The sequence below is a fragment of the Hoylesella enoeca JCM 12259 genome (assembly GCF_000613405.1).
GTDB classification, from domain to species: domain Bacteria; phylum Bacteroidota; class Bacteroidia; order Bacteroidales; family Bacteroidaceae; genus Prevotella; species Prevotella enoeca.
The window spans coordinates 14,243-34,936 of record NZ_BAIX01000026.1 but is presented as its reverse complement, the minus strand read 5'-3'; the positions used below and the strand labels follow the sequence as shown (position 1 = coordinate 34,936).

13 protein-coding genes and 3 pseudogenes are annotated in these 20,694 nt (G+C 49.3%); 8 read left to right on the top strand and 8 right to left on the bottom strand.

Going from position 1 to position 20,694, the window contains the following annotated elements; all coding sequences use genetic code 11:
- Positions 1-188 precede the first annotated feature (188 nt).
- From JCM12259_RS08510 to JCM12259_RS08500, 3 genes are all read left to right on the top strand, one after another.
- Entirely contained in the window at positions 189-422 is a 234-nt protein-coding gene (locus JCM12259_RS08510) for a hypothetical protein (RefSeq protein WP_025066143.1), read from the top strand.
- Between the two features lie 15 nt (positions 423-437).
- Entirely contained in the window at positions 438-2,048 is a 1,611-nt protein-coding gene (locus JCM12259_RS08505; protein WP_025066142.1) for a hypothetical protein, read from the top strand.
- A 184-nt stretch (positions 2,049-2,232) separates the two neighbouring features.
- Positions 2,233-2,664: an HU family DNA-binding protein gene (locus JCM12259_RS08500; protein ID WP_025066141.1), complete on the top strand. Its 432-nt coding sequence runs from the start codon at positions 2,233-2,235 to the stop codon at positions 2,662-2,664.
- A gap of 124 nt (positions 2,665-2,788) precedes the next feature.
- Here JCM12259_RS08500 and JCM12259_RS14615 read toward each other — a convergent pair whose 3' ends face one another.
- Both JCM12259_RS14615 and JCM12259_RS17315 read right to left on the bottom strand, forming a co-directional pair.
- The gene (locus tag JCM12259_RS14615) at positions 2,789-4,240 is read right to left on the bottom strand and encodes an immune inhibitor A domain-containing protein (RefSeq protein ID WP_234396581.1); all 1,452 of its coding nucleotides are present in this window, start codon (positions 4,238-4,240) and stop codon (positions 2,789-2,791) included.
- The gene (locus JCM12259_RS17315) at positions 4,209-4,961 is read right to left on the bottom strand and encodes a metallopeptidase domain-containing protein (protein ID WP_234396580.1); all 753 of its coding nucleotides are present in this window, start codon (positions 4,959-4,961) and stop codon (positions 4,209-4,211) included. Before JCM12259_RS17315 ends, JCM12259_RS14615 begins: the two co-directional genes overlap by 32 nt.
- A 207-nt stretch (positions 4,962-5,168) precedes the next feature.
- Here JCM12259_RS17315 and JCM12259_RS14610 point away from each other — a divergent pair.
- Positions 5,169-7,147: pseudogene (locus JCM12259_RS14610) on the top strand (OPT family oligopeptide transporter).
- Positions 7,148-7,385: 238 nt separating this feature from the next.
- Here the strand turns inward: JCM12259_RS14610 and JCM12259_RS08485 are convergent.
- From JCM12259_RS08485 to lysS, 4 genes are read right to left on the bottom strand one after another with little or no spacing between them, the layout of a single operon-like run.
- Entirely contained in the window at positions 7,386-8,090 is a 705-nt protein-coding gene (locus JCM12259_RS08485; protein ID WP_051559271.1) for an inorganic diphosphatase, read from the bottom strand.
- Between the two features lie 9 nt (positions 8,091-8,099).
- Positions 8,100-9,449 carry a glucose-6-phosphate isomerase gene (locus tag JCM12259_RS08480; RefSeq protein ID WP_025066139.1) on the bottom strand — a complete coding sequence of 450 codons (1,350 nt, stop codon included), beginning with the start codon at positions 9,447-9,449 and terminating at the stop codon, positions 8,100-8,102.
- Between the two features lie 37 nt (positions 9,450-9,486).
- Positions 9,487-10,482 (bottom strand): NAD(P)H-dependent glycerol-3-phosphate dehydrogenase, encoded by a 996-nt coding sequence (locus tag JCM12259_RS08475; RefSeq protein WP_025066138.1) that lies wholly within the window; start codon positions 10,480-10,482, stop codon positions 9,487-9,489.
- Positions 10,483-10,541: 59 nt separating this feature from the next.
- The gene (gene lysS / locus JCM12259_RS08470) at positions 10,542-12,278 is read right to left on the bottom strand and encodes a lysine--tRNA ligase (RefSeq protein WP_025066137.1); all 1,737 of its coding nucleotides are present in this window, start codon (positions 12,276-12,278) and stop codon (positions 10,542-10,544) included.
- Positions 12,279-12,435: 157 nt separating this feature from the next.
- On the opposite strand from lysS, the gene JCM12259_RS08465 reads away from it, so the two are divergent.
- On the top strand, positions 12,436-12,930 hold the full coding sequence (locus JCM12259_RS08465) for a hypothetical protein (protein WP_148299602.1): 495 nt from the start codon (positions 12,436-12,438) through the stop codon (positions 12,928-12,930).
- The gene (locus JCM12259_RS16745; RefSeq protein WP_156409625.1) at positions 12,931-13,098 is read left to right on the top strand and encodes a hypothetical protein; all 168 of its coding nucleotides are present in this window, start codon (positions 12,931-12,933) and stop codon (positions 13,096-13,098) included.
- A 130-nt stretch (positions 13,099-13,228) separates the two neighbouring features.
- Here the strand turns inward: JCM12259_RS16745 and JCM12259_RS14605 are convergent.
- Positions 13,229-15,578 (bottom strand): annotated as a pseudogene (locus JCM12259_RS14605) (bifunctional dihydroorotate dehydrogenase B NAD binding subunit/NADPH-dependent glutamate synthase).
- Between the two features lie 37 nt (positions 15,579-15,615).
- Positions 15,616-16,905 carry a serine--tRNA ligase gene (gene serS, locus JCM12259_RS08450; RefSeq protein WP_025066135.1) on the bottom strand — a complete coding sequence of 430 codons (1,290 nt, stop codon included), beginning with the start codon at positions 16,903-16,905 and terminating at the stop codon, positions 15,616-15,618.
- Positions 16,906-17,504: 599 nt separating this feature from the next.
- Between serS and hflX the strand changes: the two are divergent.
- Both hflX and JCM12259_RS08440 read left to right on the top strand, forming a co-directional pair.
- A pseudogene (gene hflX / locus JCM12259_RS14600) lies at positions 17,505-18,748 on the top strand (GTPase HflX).
- A gap of 72 nt (positions 18,749-18,820) precedes the next feature.
- Positions 18,821-20,677, top strand: coding sequence for a DUF4954 family protein (locus tag JCM12259_RS08440; protein WP_025066134.1), 1,857 nt, complete (start codon positions 18,821-18,823; stop codon positions 20,675-20,677).
- Positions 20,678-20,694: the final 17 nt, after the last annotated feature.

Below are 20,694 nucleotides of genomic sequence, written 5' to 3'. Positions count from 1 at the left end.
TCACACACACACATCGCACCTGGCGTAGACACCTTCACGGCTTTATCTTACGCGCGCGCGTAAGGCGTGAGCTAAACCCCAATAAACAAAGGGATCACCAGAGTTCCCTTTGTTCAACTTTTTATGCCCTTTTGTCAACCCGACAAGAGGAAAATAAGCACGATTTATTCATTCTAAACATAGTAAATATGAACAGAAAACAATTAGAGAGTAGGGTTTATGCGAAGCCCGCATTCAGTGTCTGCGCGTTGCAGACGGAAAGTTTATTACAAACATTCAGCAGTCAGCATCAAGATGCCGAACATGGCGGAACATTCGGCGATGCCAAGCAGGGCTGGCTGGATGATGAAGACGAAGAGGACGGCCTCACCCCCAGCCCCTCTCCCAAGGGCGAGGGGAGTTATCAATTGTGGAACGAATAAAAAGAACAAGCAACAATGAACAAGACAAAATTGATATGGGCAGCGGTGCTGTTATTCACAGCATCCTGTGCAAATGAAGACGTAAGTAAAGAGACTGAATCTGGCAGTCAGAACAACCAAGTGCTCACCACATTCACAAGCGGCGACGAACCCGCCACGCGTACTTCGATGGATCACGAGATGGGCAGCAAAGGCAAATTCTTCTGGACAACGGGCGACAAGATATGGATAGACAACGGCACAACACCCCTGCCGGCAAGCACATCGAGCAGCATTACAGGCAAGACCGATTATGCCAAATTCTATGTCAGCGGTACGTTCCCGAATAATAGCTATCCTGTTTATTACACAGGCTCAAACGGCACAAGCGGTAAAGAAGTAACCATCGCCGCCAATCAAACCCAATCATCGCCCAACAACACTGATCACTTCGCCACCTCGGGCGACTGCGGCACTGCTACGGCGACAGGTAACGGCAGCGAGTTTGCTTTCAAACTCAAACACCAGGCCGCTTATCTCTGCCTGCTGCCTCGTTCATCCAGTGCATATATTCATCGCAGTAAACTTACTAAGATCGAGATTGTCTCTGAAGATGATATTGCCGGCACTTATACCATTGCTACGAATGGATCGCTCACACTTGCTTCGGGCGGATCGAAAACGATTACACTTACTACCGGCAGTGGTTGGGATGTGGATAATACTGTCACTGATCAGAGCAAGAATGCGGCCTATGTGGTCGTTGCGCCAGGAATACATGCTATGCGAATACGTTATTGGTTTGCGAATACTGTTGACGGCGGCCACTATAATTATTATACTGGCCTTGTTGAGACAACTACCGGTACTGTAACCAAGTATCTTACGATAAATTGTGAAGCCGGAAAGATTCATGATATTACATCTAATCTCGAGATCAAGGACTATTCCAACTATCATGACAAATACTATATGTGGGATGCCAAGCAAAACTATTGGTGGCAGCACGAATGGAATGCAGCCAATCCATCTGATCCTAACATTTGGCAACCCATCACCGAAACCCCAGCTGGCGGCAATCCAAATTATCCGAAGAGCACAGCTGCTGACCCCGACCGTTATTACAATGAGTTCTATCCTGGCTCAGGTATGCAGATCGATGCCACAAACTCTTGTACGATCTGCCCCAATGTGAATGAAATGCTCTGGTATGCACAGAGAGGAAATCCGAATTGGGACAATGAACTTTGGACGCTAATGGGACATCTTTATAGTGGTGGTACATGGTTTAAGAAGAAGGCCATAATTGCTGCTGAAAATAGTACAACCACTACCGCCATGGCTAATGCAGCACCGGATGGTACCGACTATCGATCAACCGATATAGTTCATTTCGGACGTCAGTCTAAAATACTGCCACGTATAAGCGAGCTTAGCAACTATTTCTATCGACCGGCTTTAGGAGAATATCTTTCCGGAAAGTTTATAAACGCTGGCCAGTCAGGAGAATATTGGTCGTCGAATGGCTCTCCTTCCGTTGTTGGAAGATATTATGCATATTTCATGAGCTTTACTGAGAGGGACATGTCAGTATTTGCTGCCAATTGCCAACGCAATTATGGGTTCCAAGTTCAGGCATTCGAGTAAGATTCCTATGCTGGTAGAATTGGCGCGAGTGGCGGCACTCGTCGCAATTAGTGGCGGCACTAATTGAAAACAGTGGCGGCACTAATCGCAAAGAGTGACGGCAGTAATTTGGATTAGTGCCGTCACTCGTTGAAAGCGGATCAGATTGTCAATTTATAGTATAAACATTCAAAACAAGAAGATGATGGAAAATAAACCATTGCAGTTTTTTATCGCCCTGCGCAAACTGAGAGTGAAAGTGAAAGAGGGCGGCGTTGAGAAAGAAAAGGAGGAAGAGGTTCAGGTGGCTGTGCCCACGGGCCGCAAACGTGTGAGTTTCCGTCCGTTTTGCAAGCAGGTGGCTAAGAACACCACGTTTTCGGAGCAGGAAGTGGCGGCCGTGTTGAACATGGGTTTCGCAACGGCGCGCGACTATGTGGCCAACGGCGACACCGTGGAATTGGGCGATTTGGGTACACTGATTCCCTCGTTTCGCAGCAAGGCAGTGCCGAAAGGTACGAAGTTTAACGCCCGCGAACATATCTTGAAGCCGATCATTCGCTTGGTTCTCAACAGGAAATACTTTGAGTTGAATGATGTGAGCTATGAGCAGGTGGCGAAGCCAGCGAAGCCGTAGGCTTCGCAATGTTGAATGTGGACTGTTGAATGTGGACTGAGGAATGTGGAATTGTTGCGCGCTTTGCGCGGAGCGCAACAATTCCACATTCCTCAGTCCACATTCAACACTGCACGCAAGCGCATCATTTGATAATGATTTTCTTTTTGTTCCTGATATAGATGCCGGGCTTCAAGACAGTGGGGTCGGTGCCTACATCATGACCGTCAAGACTGAAAATGCGGCGATCTGCGGATGGTGAGTCGTGATTGATCGGGCGACGAATATCGGTTGCTGCCGATCGAGTCACCAAGAAATCGTCTAAGAAGAATCGTCTGCCGGCGGGCGTGATGACGAATTGGATGGTGCCTGATCCCGAAACTGTTGCCGAGCAGGTGGTCCATTGGTGAGGAGTGAGATCGAACGATGTTGCAGAGAGCGTCACATCATCGCCATTGACTGTCAGATCCACAGCCTTTGTTTCAGTATTCCACGGCGCCGCTTTGAATGTGATAACGGCTCCGTCTTGAACTGTGATAGCGGGCGTAACCGCTATGCCGAACGCTTTTCCTGTTCCGCACTTCGCGCATTGGGATGCTCCATAAGCCGAACCATAGGGGAATGACCAGCCGTTATGATCCGTGCGAAGCGTGCTGCGACCTGCCGCCGTTCCGCCCCAGACTTGATCGTTGCCGCCCGTTCCTTTGCAGCGGTCGAACGATTCATAGAAGATCGTATCACCTTTTAGGGTATTCGGCATTGTCGCGTCGTCCGAAATGAAACGGAAGGCAATCGTTCCGTCACTGTTTTGAGTGATTTCTTTAATGGCTTTATTCATGTATTTGCTACCCGAAGCATTGGCGTTGAACAGACGTGCAGCCGGTGTCGATGTGTTGCATAAGCTGTCGTTGCCGGCACTGGGATATGGATCTGTGGACTCGGTTACTTTCGTATAGCCTTTCCGAGTCGTATCCCAATAACTGTGATCGTCGTCATTATCGGCATGAAAGATGGTCAGCCGCTGATGGTTGTTACTAAAATCCGTGGTGTAACCATCACGCCTCCGAAATGTTCCGACAGCATTCACTACGTTGTTGACCCACGCCGTCGCATCATAATCTACATGCAACACAAGCAATCCATGCCCAGGTAGGGCTGCATCCCACGCTGTCGGCTGCCGATTCTCCAATAGATAGAATTCGTCTCGATGGTTATCGTTGTAGATAATGTATGCATCGCCGCCATCGCTCAAAGCTTTTAAGTCGTTCACAGCTGTGTCATCGGTCAGTGTTTTGGGCGTAAGCCATCCGCAAAACATTTTTTCATAACTTGTATATCCGGCCGGAATGAAACCGCCCTGATTGTAACAGCCGCTGCTCATCAAGTCCCAACTGCCCATTCCATAGTGTCCTTTGCCACCCGTGTCATAGAAATCGGGCAATCCCAAACAATGCGTGAACTCGTGACAGATGGTTCCGATACCATCGATTCCATTAAATCCGAGCTCGCTGCTACACGCATACGTATCGATGATAACGCCGTCTATCGTTATGTTTTTCCTGTAATCAGATGCCGACAAAGCCATTTGTGTGGCCAAATCGTATTGGCATCATCCAAGAAGCCTCACCGTGGCCGGCATATAAGACAAAAACTTGCTCCACTTCACCGTCTCCGTCCCAATCATAATCGGCAAAGTTCACTGAATCAGCAGCCAAGCGACAGGCTTGGGCAATCATTTCGCCGGCATGTTCATCGTTGTTTCTGCCGTAATAAGCATATTTCTGGGGGAGTGGAATGGGACCGACAACATCGAAATTCAATTCAAACGTTCCTCCGCTTTGCGCCTTAAAATAATCTGCCACACTGCCTCTGAATCCGTCACTCGACGTAAAGCCCGCTTCGTTGGCTATGCGAAGATATAGCTGTTTATCGTGTGTTGTCCGGAATGCTTTGTCTTTAAATTCGGCTAAAATGATCAAGCCGCGCTTCTTGCCGGTGTAAGCGGCCCTATTCTTGGGGATCTTTGCTGCTCCGTGTCGCATGCTTTGATTGCTCGCCGAACCACGCGTCCTGATGCGACTCATCGCTTCCAAAGCTGTATGATCCACTGCGTGGTAAACGGAGTCACCGTCGTTCTGTACATAACAAGTGCCGTCGGCGGCACGCCAAAAGTGTAAATGCTCGTCGCCGCATAACTCAACTCGCACCCGATTACCGTCTGCCAGCCTAATGTATTTCCATATTCCGCGTTGCGCAGGAACAGCTCCAGCCGTTAAAACGACTGCCAGCAAAAGCCATAATAAGATTTGTTTTTTCATTGGTATATCGTATTTGTAATTTGCGCAAAGATACCTTTTTTATTTATTCGATACAAATAAAACCGAAGGAAAAGGCTTCGATGCATTCCAATTTACCGTTAATGACTTTCCGATTTAGCCCTAAATGGTGAATAATTATAGTGTATTCTCATACTTAACCAATTATTTCCGTTATCTTTGCATCCATAAACAACCAACAAAATCCATATGAAAGAACAAGAAAAAGAGGCGGTGCAACTGCCCGAAAACGCATTCAGAGAATTGAAAGAAGGAGAAGAATACGAACCGATCATGAGTCCACAACAGACTTACCCGGAAGTAAACGGTTGGTCGGTCACGTGGGGAATCCTGATGGCTATGCTGTTCTCGGCCGCCGCTGCATATCTGGGACTGAAAGTGGGACAAGTATTTGAGGCCGCCATACCTATCGCCATCATTGCCGTAGGCGTTTCGACGGCTGCCCATCGGTCACGAGCCTTAGGCGAGAACGTTATCATTCAGAGCATCGGTGCTTGTTCGGGGGCCGTCGTGGCAGGTGCAATCTTCACGCTACCAGCCATTTATATCCTGCAAGCCAAGTATCCGGATATGAGCGCTTCGTTCTTGAAAATCTTCATATCTTCACTTTTAGGCGGAGTCATCGGAATCCTTTTCCTGATTCCTTTTCGCAAATTCTTCGTCAGCGATATGCACGGCAAGTACCCATTTCCCGAGGCAACGGCCACCACGCAGGTATTAGTGAGCGGTGCCAAAGGCGGCAGTCAGGCCAAGCCTCTGCTCCTTGCAGGACTCGTCGGCGGGCTTTACGACTTCATCATCGCTACATTCGGATTGTGGAATGAGAATTTTACAACACGCGTCGTGGGCTTAGGACAGATACTGGCGGACAAAGCCAAACTGGTGTTTAAGGTCAACACAGGAGCCGCAGTGTTGGGATTGGGCTACATCATCGGACTGAAATACGCGCTGTATATCTGTCTCGGATCACTCACTGTGTGGTGGTTGATCGTGCCGGGAATGTCTATTCTGTATCATGATGAGGTGCTCAATCTTTGGGATCCAAGCATAACAACAGCTGTCGGAGCGATGTCTCCCGAACAAATCTTCGCTGCTTACGGCAAGAGTATCGGTATCGGAGGTATCGCAATGGCCGGAATCATCGGCATTATCAAGTCGTGGGGCATCATCAAAGGGGCTGTTTCACTGGCAGGGAAAGAGCTGCGCGGTGGTAGCGACGAAATCAAACAACAAGTACGTACACAACGCGATATCTCTTTTAAACTCATTGCCATCGGATCAGGAACGGCACTTCTCATCACCTTTCTTTTCTTCTGGTTCGGCGTAATGGATAACCTACTCTTCGCTCTTGTGGGTATTCTGCTTGTCACAGTAATTGCATTCCTATTCACTACGGTTGCAGCCAACGCCATAGCCATTGTCGGCTCCAATCCTGTTTCGGGTATGACGCTGATGACTTTGATTTTAGCATCGGTCGTAATGGTAGCTGTCGGACTGAAGGGTCCGGGCGGAATGGTAGCCGCTTTGATTATGGGCGGCGTGGTATGTACGGCTCTTTCAATGGCAGGTTCATTCATTACAGACCTCAAAATCGGTTATTGGCTCGGCACCACACCGCGAAAACAAGAGACGTGGAAGTTTCTCGGCACGCTGGTTTCCGCTGCCACGGTGGGTGGTGTAATGATGTTGCTCAACGAAACTTATGGTTTCACCAGCGGACAGTTGGCTGCACCGCAGGCTAATGCAATGGCAGCAGTCATCGATCCGCTGATGAACGGTGTCGGCGCCCCGTGGATTCTCTATGCCATCGGTGCTGTGATTGCCATCGTTCTCACGTGGTGCAGAATCCCGGCATTGGCTTTTGCGCTTGGAATGTTCATTCCCTTGCAACTGAACATTCCGCTGCTTGTAGGTGGCGCAGTCAATTGGTTTGTCACAACTCGCTCTAAAAACGAAGCAGAAAACAAAGCACGCAACGAGAAAGGAACGCTCATTGCCAGCGGATTTATTGCCGGCGGCGCTTGATGGGAGTTGTAAGTGCACTACTGCGGTTTGCCGGTGTTAACTTGATCAACAATGCGTGGTTAGCCGACCCGCTGTCAGAACTCTGCGCGCTCGGCGCTTATCTTCTGCTGATTGTTTATTTCATCAGAGCCACCAGAGCGTAAAGACGTTTCCACTTTTTCAACTTTAAATAACCTTTTCATGCCCGATGGGACTTCCCGCCAGCAACTTTTTACTCAAAAAGTGAGTAGCGGGGCTCCCGCCAGCGTGTTTTTGCCCGAAAAGTGAGTAGTGGGGATCCCGCTAGCATGTTTTTATCCAAAAAATGCAGAGAAATTGGAGTTTCTCTGCATGGATGCGCTACTGGCTATGACGGGAAGGTGTAAATATATCAACTTCCGGTCAGTCGGCCTTCACATTGCCACTTGTCTGTAAATAAAAATCGTCCCACGCATCCCGCCATGCCGGCATACTCTCGAACACGAGATTGGCGCCGGCGTCTCTCAAAACACTGTCGGGTAAAGGACCGCTATTAACGGCGACGGTGAAGATTCTGGCAGCTACGCCTGCACGCACGCCAAGCGGCGCATTTTCTACCACAATGCCTTGATCGGGCCGAAGGTTACCGGCTTTTTGCAGGCCCATCAGATAGGGATCGGGAGCCGGTTTGCCGTGCTTGACGTCGTAGGCGGTGACGATATGACGGTCGTCTACGAAGTCACGGAAATCGGTCAGCGCTCGCTCGATGAGTGGTCGCTGACCGCTTCCGGTGACAATACCGATTTGCAGTCCGTCGCGTCGGATCTTCTGCATCAACGAAATGACACCCTCCATCACGGGAGCTGTAGGCAACAAGCCGAACTGTCGTGTTTTTTCGTCATACATTTCCTGCGCTTCGGCCTCGGAGATATCTCTTCCCTGTTGCTCTTTCACCATGATTCGAATGGTGTCTACACCGCGCATGCCTTCCGTTGCGTAGGCATCCATAGCTGACATTCGGATTCCGAACTTTTGCATAGCTTTTTGCCAGGCTATGGCATGATTGGGCATCGAGTCGTAGAGCACGCCGTCCATGTCAAAAAGAACAACTTCCGGACAGAGCATCATCGTTTTTTCTTACTTTAATCGTGCTTGGATGGCTTTGCTTTCTGCTTCATAACCCGGCTTGTTGAGCAGTGCAAACATGTTTTTCTTATAGGCTTCCACACCTGGCTGATTAAATGGGTTCACCCCGAGGACGTTACCGCTGATGCCGCAAGCGATCTCAAAGAAGTAGAGCAACTGACCGATGTAATATTCATTCAGCGTCGGAACACTGATGCGCATATTAGGAACACCGCCATCGACGTGTGCCAGACATGTGCCGAGCTCGGCCATCTTGTTCACTTCATCGATGCGTTTGCCTGCGAGGAAGTTTAGCCCGTCGAGATTCTCTTCATCACTCGGGAAGAGCAGGTTGCGATTAGGCTGCTCTATGCTGATGACGGTTTCGAAGATGGATCGTTCGCCTTCCTGAATCCATTGACCCATGGAGTGAAGATCAGTCGTGAAGTCGCAGGATGCGGGGAATATGCCTTTGTGTTCCTTTCCTTCGCTTTCGCCGAAGAGTTGTTTCCACCATTCGCTGATGAAGTGGAGCTTGGGCTGATAGTTTACCATGATTTCTATTTTCTTTCCAGCCTCGTTGTAGAGGGCATTGCGAACGGCAGCATACTGTGCAGCGATGTTTTGGTCGAAAGGAATATGTTTTCCGGTGGCGCGCTCCATGTCGGCAGCACCATTGATCAGAGCTTTGATGTCGAAACCTGCACATGCGATGGGCAACAGACCGACGGGCGTGAACACAGAGAAACGGCCCCCCACATTATCGGGAATGACAAATGTTTTGTAGCCCTCCTTGTCGGCACAAATGCGGGCCGCACCTTTCTTCGCGTCGGTAATGGTCACGATGACATCTTTCGCCGTCTCTTTGCCTCGCTGTTCCTCGCACAACTTCTTGAGAAGACGGAATGTCAGTGCTGTTTCCGTGGTGGTTCCCGACTTTGAAATGTTGATCACGCCGAAGTTTCTGTCTTTGAGGCAGTCTTCGAGTTCGGATAGATAATCCTCTCCGATATTGTTTCCGGCAAAAACGACAGCCGGAGTTCCCTTCTGTCTTACAAGCCAGGCAAAGGAGTTTTGCAATGCTTCGATCACTGCACGTGCACCGAGATAGCTGCCTCCGATACCGGCCACGACAATCACGTCACACATCTCACGCAGTGAGTGAGCCACTGTCTGCACTTCATCAAGGAACTCGGGTTTGATGGATGATGGAAGATGCAGCCATCCCAAGAAGTCGTTGCCTGGGCAAGTGCCGTTTTCCAGCGCCTCTTGTGCTGCTTTCACTTTGGGTTCATACTCCTGAATGGCGCCCGGTTTCAAGAATTGGGCAGCCTTGGTAATGTCTAAACTAATACTTTTCATTATGATTTTATTGAATGATCTCTATGGGAGGGCCGCCTCATCGGAAAGAGTCGGTCAGGAGTTTTATTTCTATCTGGGGAGCAATCCGCTCGTAGAGGATATTGTAGACGGCATCGAGGATAGGCATATTGACATGGAGGTGGCGGTTGATCTCCTTCATACATTTGGTTCCGAAATAGCCCTCGGCAATCATTTCCATTTCTATTTGCGCACTCTTCACACTATATCCTTTTCCAATCATCGTGCCGAAAGTGCGGTTACGAGAGAAATTGGAGTAGCCCGTTACAAGTAGGTCGCCCAGGTAGACGCTATCATACACACTGCGTTCCAAAGGTCGGACAGACTGCATAAAGCGCGACATTTCTTGCACGGCATTAGCCATCAGCACAGCTTGGAAATTATCCCCGTATTTCAATCCACTACAAATTCCCGCCGCAATGGCATAGACATTCTTCAACACCGAAGAATACTCAATGCCAATCACATCGCTACTGGTTTTGGTCTTGATAAAGTCGCTTTGGATGATTTGCGTAAAGGCGTGGGCCTTCTCCCGGTCGGAACATCCCACGGTGAGATAAGACAGTCGTTCGAGCGCCACTTCTTCGGCATGCGACGGTCCGCCGATGCAAGCCAGGTTGTCATAAGGCACATCATAGATCTGATGGAAGTACTCCGAACAAACCAGATTTTCGTCGGGCACAACACCCTTGATCGCCGTCACAATAAACTTATCGTGAATGCGTGTTTTGAGTTTCCGGAGGTGGTTTTTCAGGTAAGGAGACGGCGTGACGAATACCAATGTGTCATAGGCCTGCACTATCTTGTTGATGTCACTGCTGAAAAACAACTCGTCGACGTTGAAGTGCACACTCATCAAATATGCCGGATTGTGACCCAGTCGGCGGAAATCGTCGATCCGGTCGTCTCTGCGCATATACCAACCGATGTGATGCGTGTGACTCACCACTATCTTGGCAATGGCCGTAGCCCAACTTCCACCGCCGATGATTGCTATCTTACCGCAATTAAACATAATTGAAAGGGTGAAAGAGTGAAAAGGTGAAAGGATGAAAAAAGTGGGGATTCACCTTTTCATCTTTCATTTTCCGTTGCCCGATCAATCCAATGCTGGAAGTCATCCACGCTCGGATTGTCGTAGCCTAACTTATATTTCTTATTGATACCGCACACATCCATCTGCAACTTCTGCGCCTTGGCAGCCTTGATGTCGCTGATAAGATTGTATCCGGCCTTGTTGAACACAGGCACCCAAGCCTCTGGTACACCGATAGCCCCCCACTCTTCGACCGAGCTTTTGGGTATTTTCTTCTCGGGACGCATCTGCGGGAAGAACAACACCTCTTGTATATAGGTCTTGCCGGTCATCAGCATCACGAGGCGGTCGATACCTATTCCGATACCCGATGTGGGCGGCATACCGTATTGAAGTGCACGCAGGAAATCCTGGTCGATGATCATTGCCTCATCGTCTCCCTTGTCAGCGAGTCGCATCTGCTCTTTGAATCGCTCCTCCTGATCAATCGGATCGTTCAACTCAGAATAAGCATTGGCCAACTCCTTGCCATTGACCATCAACTCAAAGCGCTCGGTGAGGCCGGGTTTGGAGCGATGCATCTTGGTGAGCGGCGACATCTCAACAGGATAGTCGGTGATAAAGGTGGGTTGGATGAACGTCCCCTCGCAGAACTCTCCGAAGATCTCGTCGATCAGTTTTCCCTTGCCCATCGTCTCATCTACCTCCATATTGAGCTGCTTGCAAATCTCCCGGATTTCGGTTTCGTCCTTTCCATTGAGATCATAGCCTGTCTTTTCCTTGATAGCATCCAATATCGGCAGTCTGCGATACGGCGCCTTGAAGCTCACGATGCGACCATCGATCTCGCGTTCGGGTTTCCCGTTGACGGCCGTACAGATCTTTTCGAGGAGTCTCTCGGTGAAATCCATCATCCAGTTGTAATCTTTATACTGCACATACAACTCCATACAGGTAAATTCCGGATTGTGATTGCGATCCATTCCCTCATTACGGAAATTTTTGCCGATCTCATATACACCTTCGAAGCCGCCCACAATGAGCCGCTTCAAATAGAGTTCGGTGGCAATGCGCATATACATATCCACGTCAAGCGCATTGAAATGGGTGATGAACGGACGTGCACTGGCACCGCCGGCAATGGCCTGTAATGTGGGTGTCTCAACCTCAGTATATCCGGCATCGTCCAGCACCTGACGCATGGTTCGTATCACTGTGGCCCGTTGGAGAAACGTTTCTTTCACGCCATCGTTGACCACCAGATCTACATAGCGCTGCCGATAGCGCAATTCGGGATCGTCGAATTTGTCGTAGGCCACACCGTCTTTATATTTGACGATGGGCAACGGCTTGAGCGATTTACTCAGAAGCGTGAGCGTCTGTGCATGAACCGAGATTTCGCCTGTCTGCGTGCGGAAGACAAAACCGGTCACACCGATGAAGTCGCCGATGTCAAGCAGACGTTTAAAGACTGTGTTATACAGTTCCTTATCATCGTTCGGGCAGATCTCATCGCGCGAGATATAGACTTGGATGCGCCCCTTCGAGTCTTGAATCTCAGCAAACGAAGCCTTGCCCATGACGCGCCGGCTCATCAGTCGACCCGCGATGCAGACCTCGCGCTTATCATTCTCGTTGAAATTGGATTTTATATCGGTTGAGAAAGCATTCGTCGGATATTCCGCAGCGGGGTAAGGTTCGATGCCCATATCCCGCAGCTGTTGTAGACTTTGCCGTCTGACTACTTCCTGTTCACTTAATTCTAAAACGTTCATACTGTTGACTGTCATCTTGATTTATGCTTGCAAATTTACTAAATTTATCTGAAAGGCATTCGGCATTTCATGTTTTTTCATGGCTCCTACCTTGTTTTTCATGATCTTTTCCGTATTTTTGTATATGCGATTTACGGTTCGGTCGACAGCAGAACCGATGACGAAATTTAAAGCATTCTTTAAAGAATATTATGCCAAAGCATACTTTCTCGCCCTGAACATCACGCCCGATCAGAACGATAAGATCACAGACGGGATGTGGGAACACATCCTTGATATGGCGGAAGGCACTACTCTCGTGAGCGAGGAGGATCTGGCTGCATTGGTCAATGATGCTTCGGCGCGCGAGGCGCTGCACGACATCATGCTCTGTGACGAGGCGGCCAATGCCAGGATGGGATCGGTGCCCGATATAGACCGCGAATGGAAACACTTCACCGGTCGCCGACGAATATATAATAAGGTGTATGTGATGTTGGCCGCTGCAGCTGCCCTCCTTGCAGTCGTCTTCGTGCTATGGACGACGAGCAGAGACCAAAATGTGATATATACGACCGACACACAACCGAAAAGCGTTATCATCACGTCAGACCAAGGACCGGACAGGGTGTTGGAAAGCAACCGAATGGTGTGCAGAAACACCGAACGATGAGTGCGGAAGCAAACGTTGATCGTGCCGGAGACTAAGATATTCAAATTGGTGCTGACCGATGGCACCGAGGTGTGGCTAAATGCCGATGTGAAAAATACCTTACAAACATTGACGGAATCGTCGAACGTCGGTATCGAGCTGAAAGACCAAACCCTATATATCTATTGAGCGGTATACGAGTAGTCATTGTCTACTCGTATACCGCTGCCCCAGAAGTATACGACTTGTCGGCATCCCGTATGGGGACACCGACACAAGTCAAAGAAAATTCAATCGGAGAGAGCTTGATTGGCAGCACTTAATCCTTGGCTGCCAATTGGCGATCCATGCTTGCGGCAGCCCGACGACCGTCGCCCATGGCAAGAATCACGGTGGCACCACCGCGCACGATGTCGCCGCGGCATAGATTTCGGGACGACTCGACTGCATACCCTCGTTGACCACGATGGTGTTCTTTCGACCGAGTTCCAAGCCTTCGATCGACTTCGGCACCAGAGGATTAGGCGATACGCCCACGGCCACGATTACTTGATCGACCTCTAAGGTACGCGTCTTGCCGGGAATCGGTTCGGGCGAACGACGGCCGCTGGCATCGGGCTCACCCAGTTGCATCACTTGCAACACGGCGGCTTTCACAGCACCGTCTTCATCGGCCAAATATTCGATTGGGTTATGGAGCGTAAGAAATTCGATACCCTCTTCCTTGGCGTGTTTCACCTCTTCAAGACGGGCCGGCATTTCGGCTTCGGAACGGCGATAAACCAGTGTCACATCGGCACCCAAGCGCTTGGCTGTCCGACAAGAGTCCATCGCCGTGTTGCCGCCGCCCACCACCATCACTCTCTTGCCGAGGTTGATGGGCGTGTCGGTTGTGGGATTAGCTGCATCCATCAGATTGACGCGTGTGAGGTATTCGTTGGATGACATGATATTGATGGCATTCTCGCCGGGGATGTTCATAAAGTTGGGAAGACCAGCGCCCGAGCCTACGAAGATACCCTTGAATCCTTTCTGTTCGAGTTCTTCCACAGTAATGGTCTTGCCGACGATGGTATCGGTCTGAAAGTGTACGCCCATCTTCTTCAAATTGTCTATCTCGACATCGACGATGGCGTTAGGTAACCGGAATTCGGGGATTCCATATTTGAGCACACCGCCGATCTCGTGCAGCGCCTCGAAGACAAACACGTCGTATCCGCGTTTGGCCATATCGCCGGCAAAGCTCAGTCCGGCAGGTCCCGATCCCACGACGGCTACTTTCACACCATTGGCAGGGGCCATTTCGGGCAACGAAATATTGCCGCTCTCGCGCTCGTAATCGGCTGCAAAGCGTTCGAGATAACCGATGGCAACGGCCGGCTCCTTCATTTTCAGATGGATGCAGCGGCTCTCGCATTGTTTCTCCTGCGGACAAACACGACCGCAGACGGCAGGAAGTGCCGAGGTGTTTTTCAACACTTTGGCAGCAGCCAAGAACTGCCCGCGCTCAATGTTCTTGACAAACGAGGGGATGTTGATGTTAACCGGACAACCCTCCACACAAGTGGGTTTGGCACAGTCGAGACAACGCTTAGCCTCGGTGAGTGCCATCTCTTTGGTAAGTCCTTTGTTGACCTCTTCGGTGCGGGTCGTAGCCCGGTAGACGGGATCGAGTTCTGGCATGCTGACACGCTCGATCTTCGTGCGCTCCTTGGGTTTCATCGCTGCCCGCAAATCTTTTCGCCACTGGGCATCACGATCAGTGAGCACCTCGATTGGCTCATCCGTAGGCACGACATCCATGACAATATCGGTGGTGTGCCCGACAGCAGCCACTTCCACACTATCGAGATGCTCTTGGAAGTGTGCGAGATCTTCGCTTTCCACCTTCTTAAAGGTGCCCATCCGCTTGAACATTTCGTCCCAGTCGACTAATGCGCCATCGAATTCCGGTCCATCAATGCAGACAAACTTGGTCTTGCCGCCGATGGTCAGTCGGCAGGCGCCGCACATGCCCGTTCCGTCCACCATGATCGTATTGAGCGACACATCGGTGGGGATGTTATATTTCTGTGTGAGCAGACAACAGAACTTCATCATGATCGGTGGGCCGATGGCAAACACTTTGTCTACGTGTTCCTGGTTGATCAGCCGTTCGATGCCCACTGTCACAACGCCTTTCTCGCCGTAGCTGCCGTCGTCTGTCATGATGAGTGTCTCATCAGAACTCTTGCGCACTTCGTCTTCGAGGATGATCAGATCCTTGCTGCGCCCGGCCAACACAGAGAGCACTCGGTTGCCGGCAGCTTTCAAGCTCGGATGATCGGCAACATAGGTGCCACGCCCACGCCACCACCGGCACAAACCACCGTACCGAAATTCTCGATATATGTGGGATTACCCAGTGGGCCCACCACGTCGGTCACATAGTCGCCCACATTCAAATCGCATAGTTTCCGGGAAGAGAGTCCCACCTTCTGTACGACCAGCGTGATAGTCCCGCGTTTGATGTCGGCATCAGCAATCGTTAGCGGCATTCTCTCACCCTTTTTCCCAACTCTCACGATAACGAAGTTGCCGGCCTTTCGGCTCTTGGCAATGAGCGGAGCCTCTATCTCGAAAAGGAATACCTTCTCGGAGAATTGCTCCTTGCGTACGATTTTATTCATAATGTTCTTCATTTAAGATTGACAATGGATCAGTTTGTTAGAAGTTTTCCCCATCTAACATCTCAAAGCCGCAATACGGAACGAGGACTTTCGGCACACGAATACCATCGGGAGTTTGATTGTTTTCGATGATCGTAGCCACGATACGAGGCAGCGCCAAAGCCGAACCGTTCAGCGTGTGACAAAGCTCGATCTTACCATCTTCGGCACGGCGATAACGGCACTTCAAACGATTGGCCTGATAACTCTCAAAGTTGGAAACAGACGAAACTTCGAGCCATCTCTTCTGCGCCGCACTCCAAACCTCGAAATCATAACAGATGGAAGCCGTGAAACTGATGTCACCACCACACAACAACAAGATATGGTAAGGCAATTCGAGCTTTTGGCACAGCCCCTCCACATGGTTCAGCATCTCCTGCAACGAGCCATAAGAATGCTCGGGCTTATCGATACGCACGAGTTCCACCTTATCAAATTGATGCAAACGATTCAATCCCCGCACATCCTTGCCATAACTGCCGGCCTCGCGACGAAAGCAAGCCGAATAAGCGCAGCGCTTGATCGGCAGATCTTTCTCATCGAGAATCTCATCGCGGAAAATATTCGTGACTGGCACTTCGGCCGTCGGAATCAAATAGAGATCATCCACCTCGGCATGATACATCTGCCCCTCTTTATCGGGCAACTGCCCCGTTCCATACCCCGAAGCCTGGTTTACCACAAACGGCGGTTGTATCTCCAAATAGCCCGACTTGCGTGCCTCATCCAAGAAAAATGCTTCCAACGCACGTTGCAGGCGCGCCATCTTACCGATATACACCGGAAAACCCGCACCGGTGATCTTAACGCCGAGATCAAAATCGATCAAATTATATTTCTTACACAAATCCCAGTGACACAAGGCATCGGCAGGAAGCTCAGGAATCACGCCGCCCTCTTTCACCACCACATTGCTCGAAGCATCGCGCCCCTCAGGCACCTTGTCATTGGGAATATTGGGAATCGTGCAGAGCAACGTCGTCAACTCACGCTCGGCAGCCTCCATCTCGTCCTGCAAATCCTTGCCAGTCTGTTTCAGCGCAGCCACTTGTTTCTTAATCTCATCCACCGCAGTCTTCTCACCCGCTTTCAGCAGCCCTCCGATCTGTTTGGAGAGCAAATTCGCCTGCTGCTTAGTTTTATCAAAATTCTGCTGGGTCTCGCGTCTCCGTCTGTCAATGGCCAGCACATGCTCGACAGCCTCGCGGGCTCCGGCGAAATGCTTCTTCTCCAAACCTTTAATCACGCGTTCAGTCTCTTCACTGATGAGTTTAAGTGTAAGCATATTATTTTGCCTTTCTATTTAAGTTTGTTTTTGTGCGGGCAAAAATACAGAAATTTGCCGTAATACCTGCAAAAAACGATAAGTTTAACGCAAAGCGGATGTCGATAGCAAACAAATATTGAACGCAGAGCGAGGAAACGCCCGGTCTTCGTCGGCCACGCGGCCATGCGACCCAAGCACTGCCGTGAGTTTGAGGAAAAAACACAAGCGACAGGCAGCTTTTGACTATTTTTTCTCGTCGCTTACAAGCGAAACGTTGTTTTTTCTATTTTGGAGCTTTCGCTTGCAAGCGAAACGCAGTTTTTTGTGTTTTGAACATTTCGCTTACAAGCGACGGCTATTTTTTTGCCATTTCCGTCTGTCGCTTGCAAGCGAAACGTCGTTTTTTCAGTTTTTAGTCTATCCGAGGCCTCGGAAAGCCCATTTTTTCAATTTTTACTCTATCCGAGGCCTCGGATGGCTCATTTTTTGATTTTAGAACTTTCGCCCGCAATCGATTTACCTAAAAAGTTAAAGCAGAGAAAATAAAACGGCCTGACTTTCACATGGAAAACCAAAAGATTATACTATCTTTGCATCTGCGAAAAGAGAAAGATCGGATGAAAGAATTTGTCATATCTGAGGTAAAAGCCGAGACGGCTGTGCTCGTGGGACTAATCACGCAGACGCAAGATGAGGCCAAAACCAAGGAATATCTCGACGAGTTAGAGTTCTTGGCTGACACCGCCGGAGCTGTTACCGTGAAGCGATTCACCCAGAAAGTGGGTGGTCCCAACAGCGTGACGTATGTCGGAACGGGCAAACTCGAAGAGATTAAGCAATATATTCGTGATGAAGAAGATGCCGAACGTCCCGTGGGAATGGTAATTTTCGATGATGAATTGTCGGCTAAACAGATTCGCAATATTGAGGCATCGTTGGGTGTAAAGATTCTTGATCGCACATCGCTGATATTAGATATCTTCGCGATGCGTGCTCAAACGGCCAATGCCAAGACGCAAGTCGAACTAGCACAATACCGTTATATGCTGCCCCGTTTGCAACGACTTTGGACGCATTTAGAGCGTCAAGGCGGTGGATCCGGCTCCGGAGGAGGAAAAGGTTCGGTAGGTTTGCGAGGTCCGGGAGAGACTCAATTAGAGATGGATCGCCGTATTATCCTTAACCGAATGTCGTTGTTGAAGCAGCGATTGACCGAAATCGACAAGCAGAAAGCTACCCAACGCAAAAATCGTGGGCGAATGATCAGGGTGGCACTCGTGGTTATACCAATGTGGGTAAGTCTACAATAATGAACCTGATGGCTAAAAGCGAGGTATTTGCAGAGAACAAACTCTTTGCCACTCTTGACACAACGGTGCGTAAAGTGGTGATAGAGAATCTGCCTTTCTTATTGGCTGACACCGTGGGTTTTATCCGAAAGTTGCCCACTGACCTTGTAGACTCATTTAAATCAACGCTCGATGAGGTGCGCGAAGCTGATCTTTTGTTGCACGTTGTGGACATTTCGCACCCCGATTTCGAAGAGCAGATCAACGTGGTTGAGAATACTTTGAAAGACCTCGGATGTGCAGACAAACCCTCGATGATTGTTTTTAACAAGATCGATCAGTATCATTGGGTGGATAAAGAGGCCGATGACTTAACGCCGATAAGCCGAGAAAACATTCCGCTCGACGAACTTCGGCGTACGTGGATGGCTCGGTTAAACGAGAATTGTTTGTTTATTTCGGCGCGCGAGCGGGTTAATCTCATCGAGTTTCGTGATATTTTATATCATAAGGTGCGTGAGTTGCACGTACAGAAATACCCTTATAACGACTTCTTATACAATATAGAATAACGCAGAAAAGCCTTTCCCCGTTCCTCTCAAAGGGGGTAAGACACGCTGTTTATATAAATATATGGTGTGAATATGGATGAATACAGACTTCTTACAGATGAAGAGATCGGCATTTTAGAAGACAATGGTTGCACCGCCGAGGATTGGACAGCCATTCAAGTGGCCGATGACTTTGCTCCGACACACATCCGTCACGTGGCGTTTTACGGTGAAGTGACGCTCGGTGTGTTTGAAAAGAACGTAGAGGTGAGTCCCGGTTTCCGTAAGCAGTCGGGCATTCGGAATGCCACTTTGCGTAATGTCACGGTGGGAGACAATTGCTTGATCGAGAACATCGGCAATTATATCAATAACTATCACATAGGAGAAGAGTGTTATTTGTCGAATGTTAACACCATCGAAACAACCGATGGAGCCACCTTCGGACAAGGAAATATGATCTCGGTGCTCAATGAAGTGGGCGAGGGTAACGTTATTTTGTTCGACGGATTGACCAGTCAGATCGCTGCATTGATGGTGAAACATATCGGTGATAAAGACTTAATCAATGCCATCAGAGTATTGGTGAAGGCTGAAATCAGTGCTAAAGTACCCGAGCAAGGCACTATCGGCGACAACGTAAAGATTATCAATACAGGCGAAATAACCAATACACACATCAGTAACGACTGTGAAATCAACGGCGCTTGCAGGCTCAGCGACTGCTCTATCAAAAGTATTCCGCAGGCCAATGTGTATATCGGGAGCGGCGTTATCTGCGAAAACTCCATCATCTTCGATGGTTCTTCTATTCTGAACAGTGCGAAAATAGAAAACTGTTTTGTGGGAGAAGCTTGTCAAATTACCAACGGATTTACAGCCGAAAGTAGTGTTTTCTTTGCCAATAGCTATATGGCTAACGGTGAAGCGTGCGCAGCTTTCTGCGGTCCTTTCACTTCGAGCCACCATAAAAGTTCGTTGCTCATCGGCGGAATGTTTTCTTTTTACAACGCCGGATCAGCTACAAACTTCAGCAATCACGCGTATAAGATGGGCCCGATGCATTACGGAGTTATGGAGAGAGGCTCTAAAACGGCCAGCGGAGCCTATCTGTTGATGCCGGCACACATAGGTACTTTCTCCGTATGTTTCGGTAAACTGATGTATCATCCGGACACTCGGGCGCTTCCTTTTTCGTATCTTATCGCTTATAGTGATACGATGTATCTTGTGCCCGGCCGCAATTTGACTACCGTCGGACTGTATCGCGACATCCGGAAATGGCCCAAACGCGATGTCAGACCACGTTGCGGACAGAAGAGTATAGTGAATTTCGATTGGTTAAGTCCATTCTCTGTGGGTGAGATTCTGCGTGGAAAGGAAATCTTGGAGAATCTGCGTGCGGCCTCGGGCGATAATGTTTCTGCCTATAATTACCACGAGTATGTCATTAAGACCAGCTCACTGCGTAAGGGAATCAAATACTATGACATCGCGCTTCGCATCTTTATGGGCGCCGTTTTGAAGCGACACCGCCTCGAACAGCCGCAAACCGACTGCGGAACAGGTCCTTGGACCGACCTTTCAGGTCTTTTGTTGCCCTTGTCTGAGGAGTATCGGCTGATTGAAGATATCAAGAACGGAACCTTAACAACGATCGATGCCGTTACTGATCGGTTCAACCGCATTCACGAAAACTATTCCGAATACCGATGGGCATGGGCTTATCGGATGATTCTTGATTATTACCATTTGGACGAATTGACCCCGGCCGACGTCGAACGGATACGCACCGACTATGTAACTGCACGCCGCGTGTGGATAGCCGAGATTCGGAAAGACGCCGAAAAGGAGTTCTCCTTGGGCGATGTAGACGAAAAAGTCTTGAATAGTTTTATTAAGCAGTTAGACAAAGAAGTAGATTTTGAAAACCAAAGATTGGATATTTAAACTTTAAACAAATATGA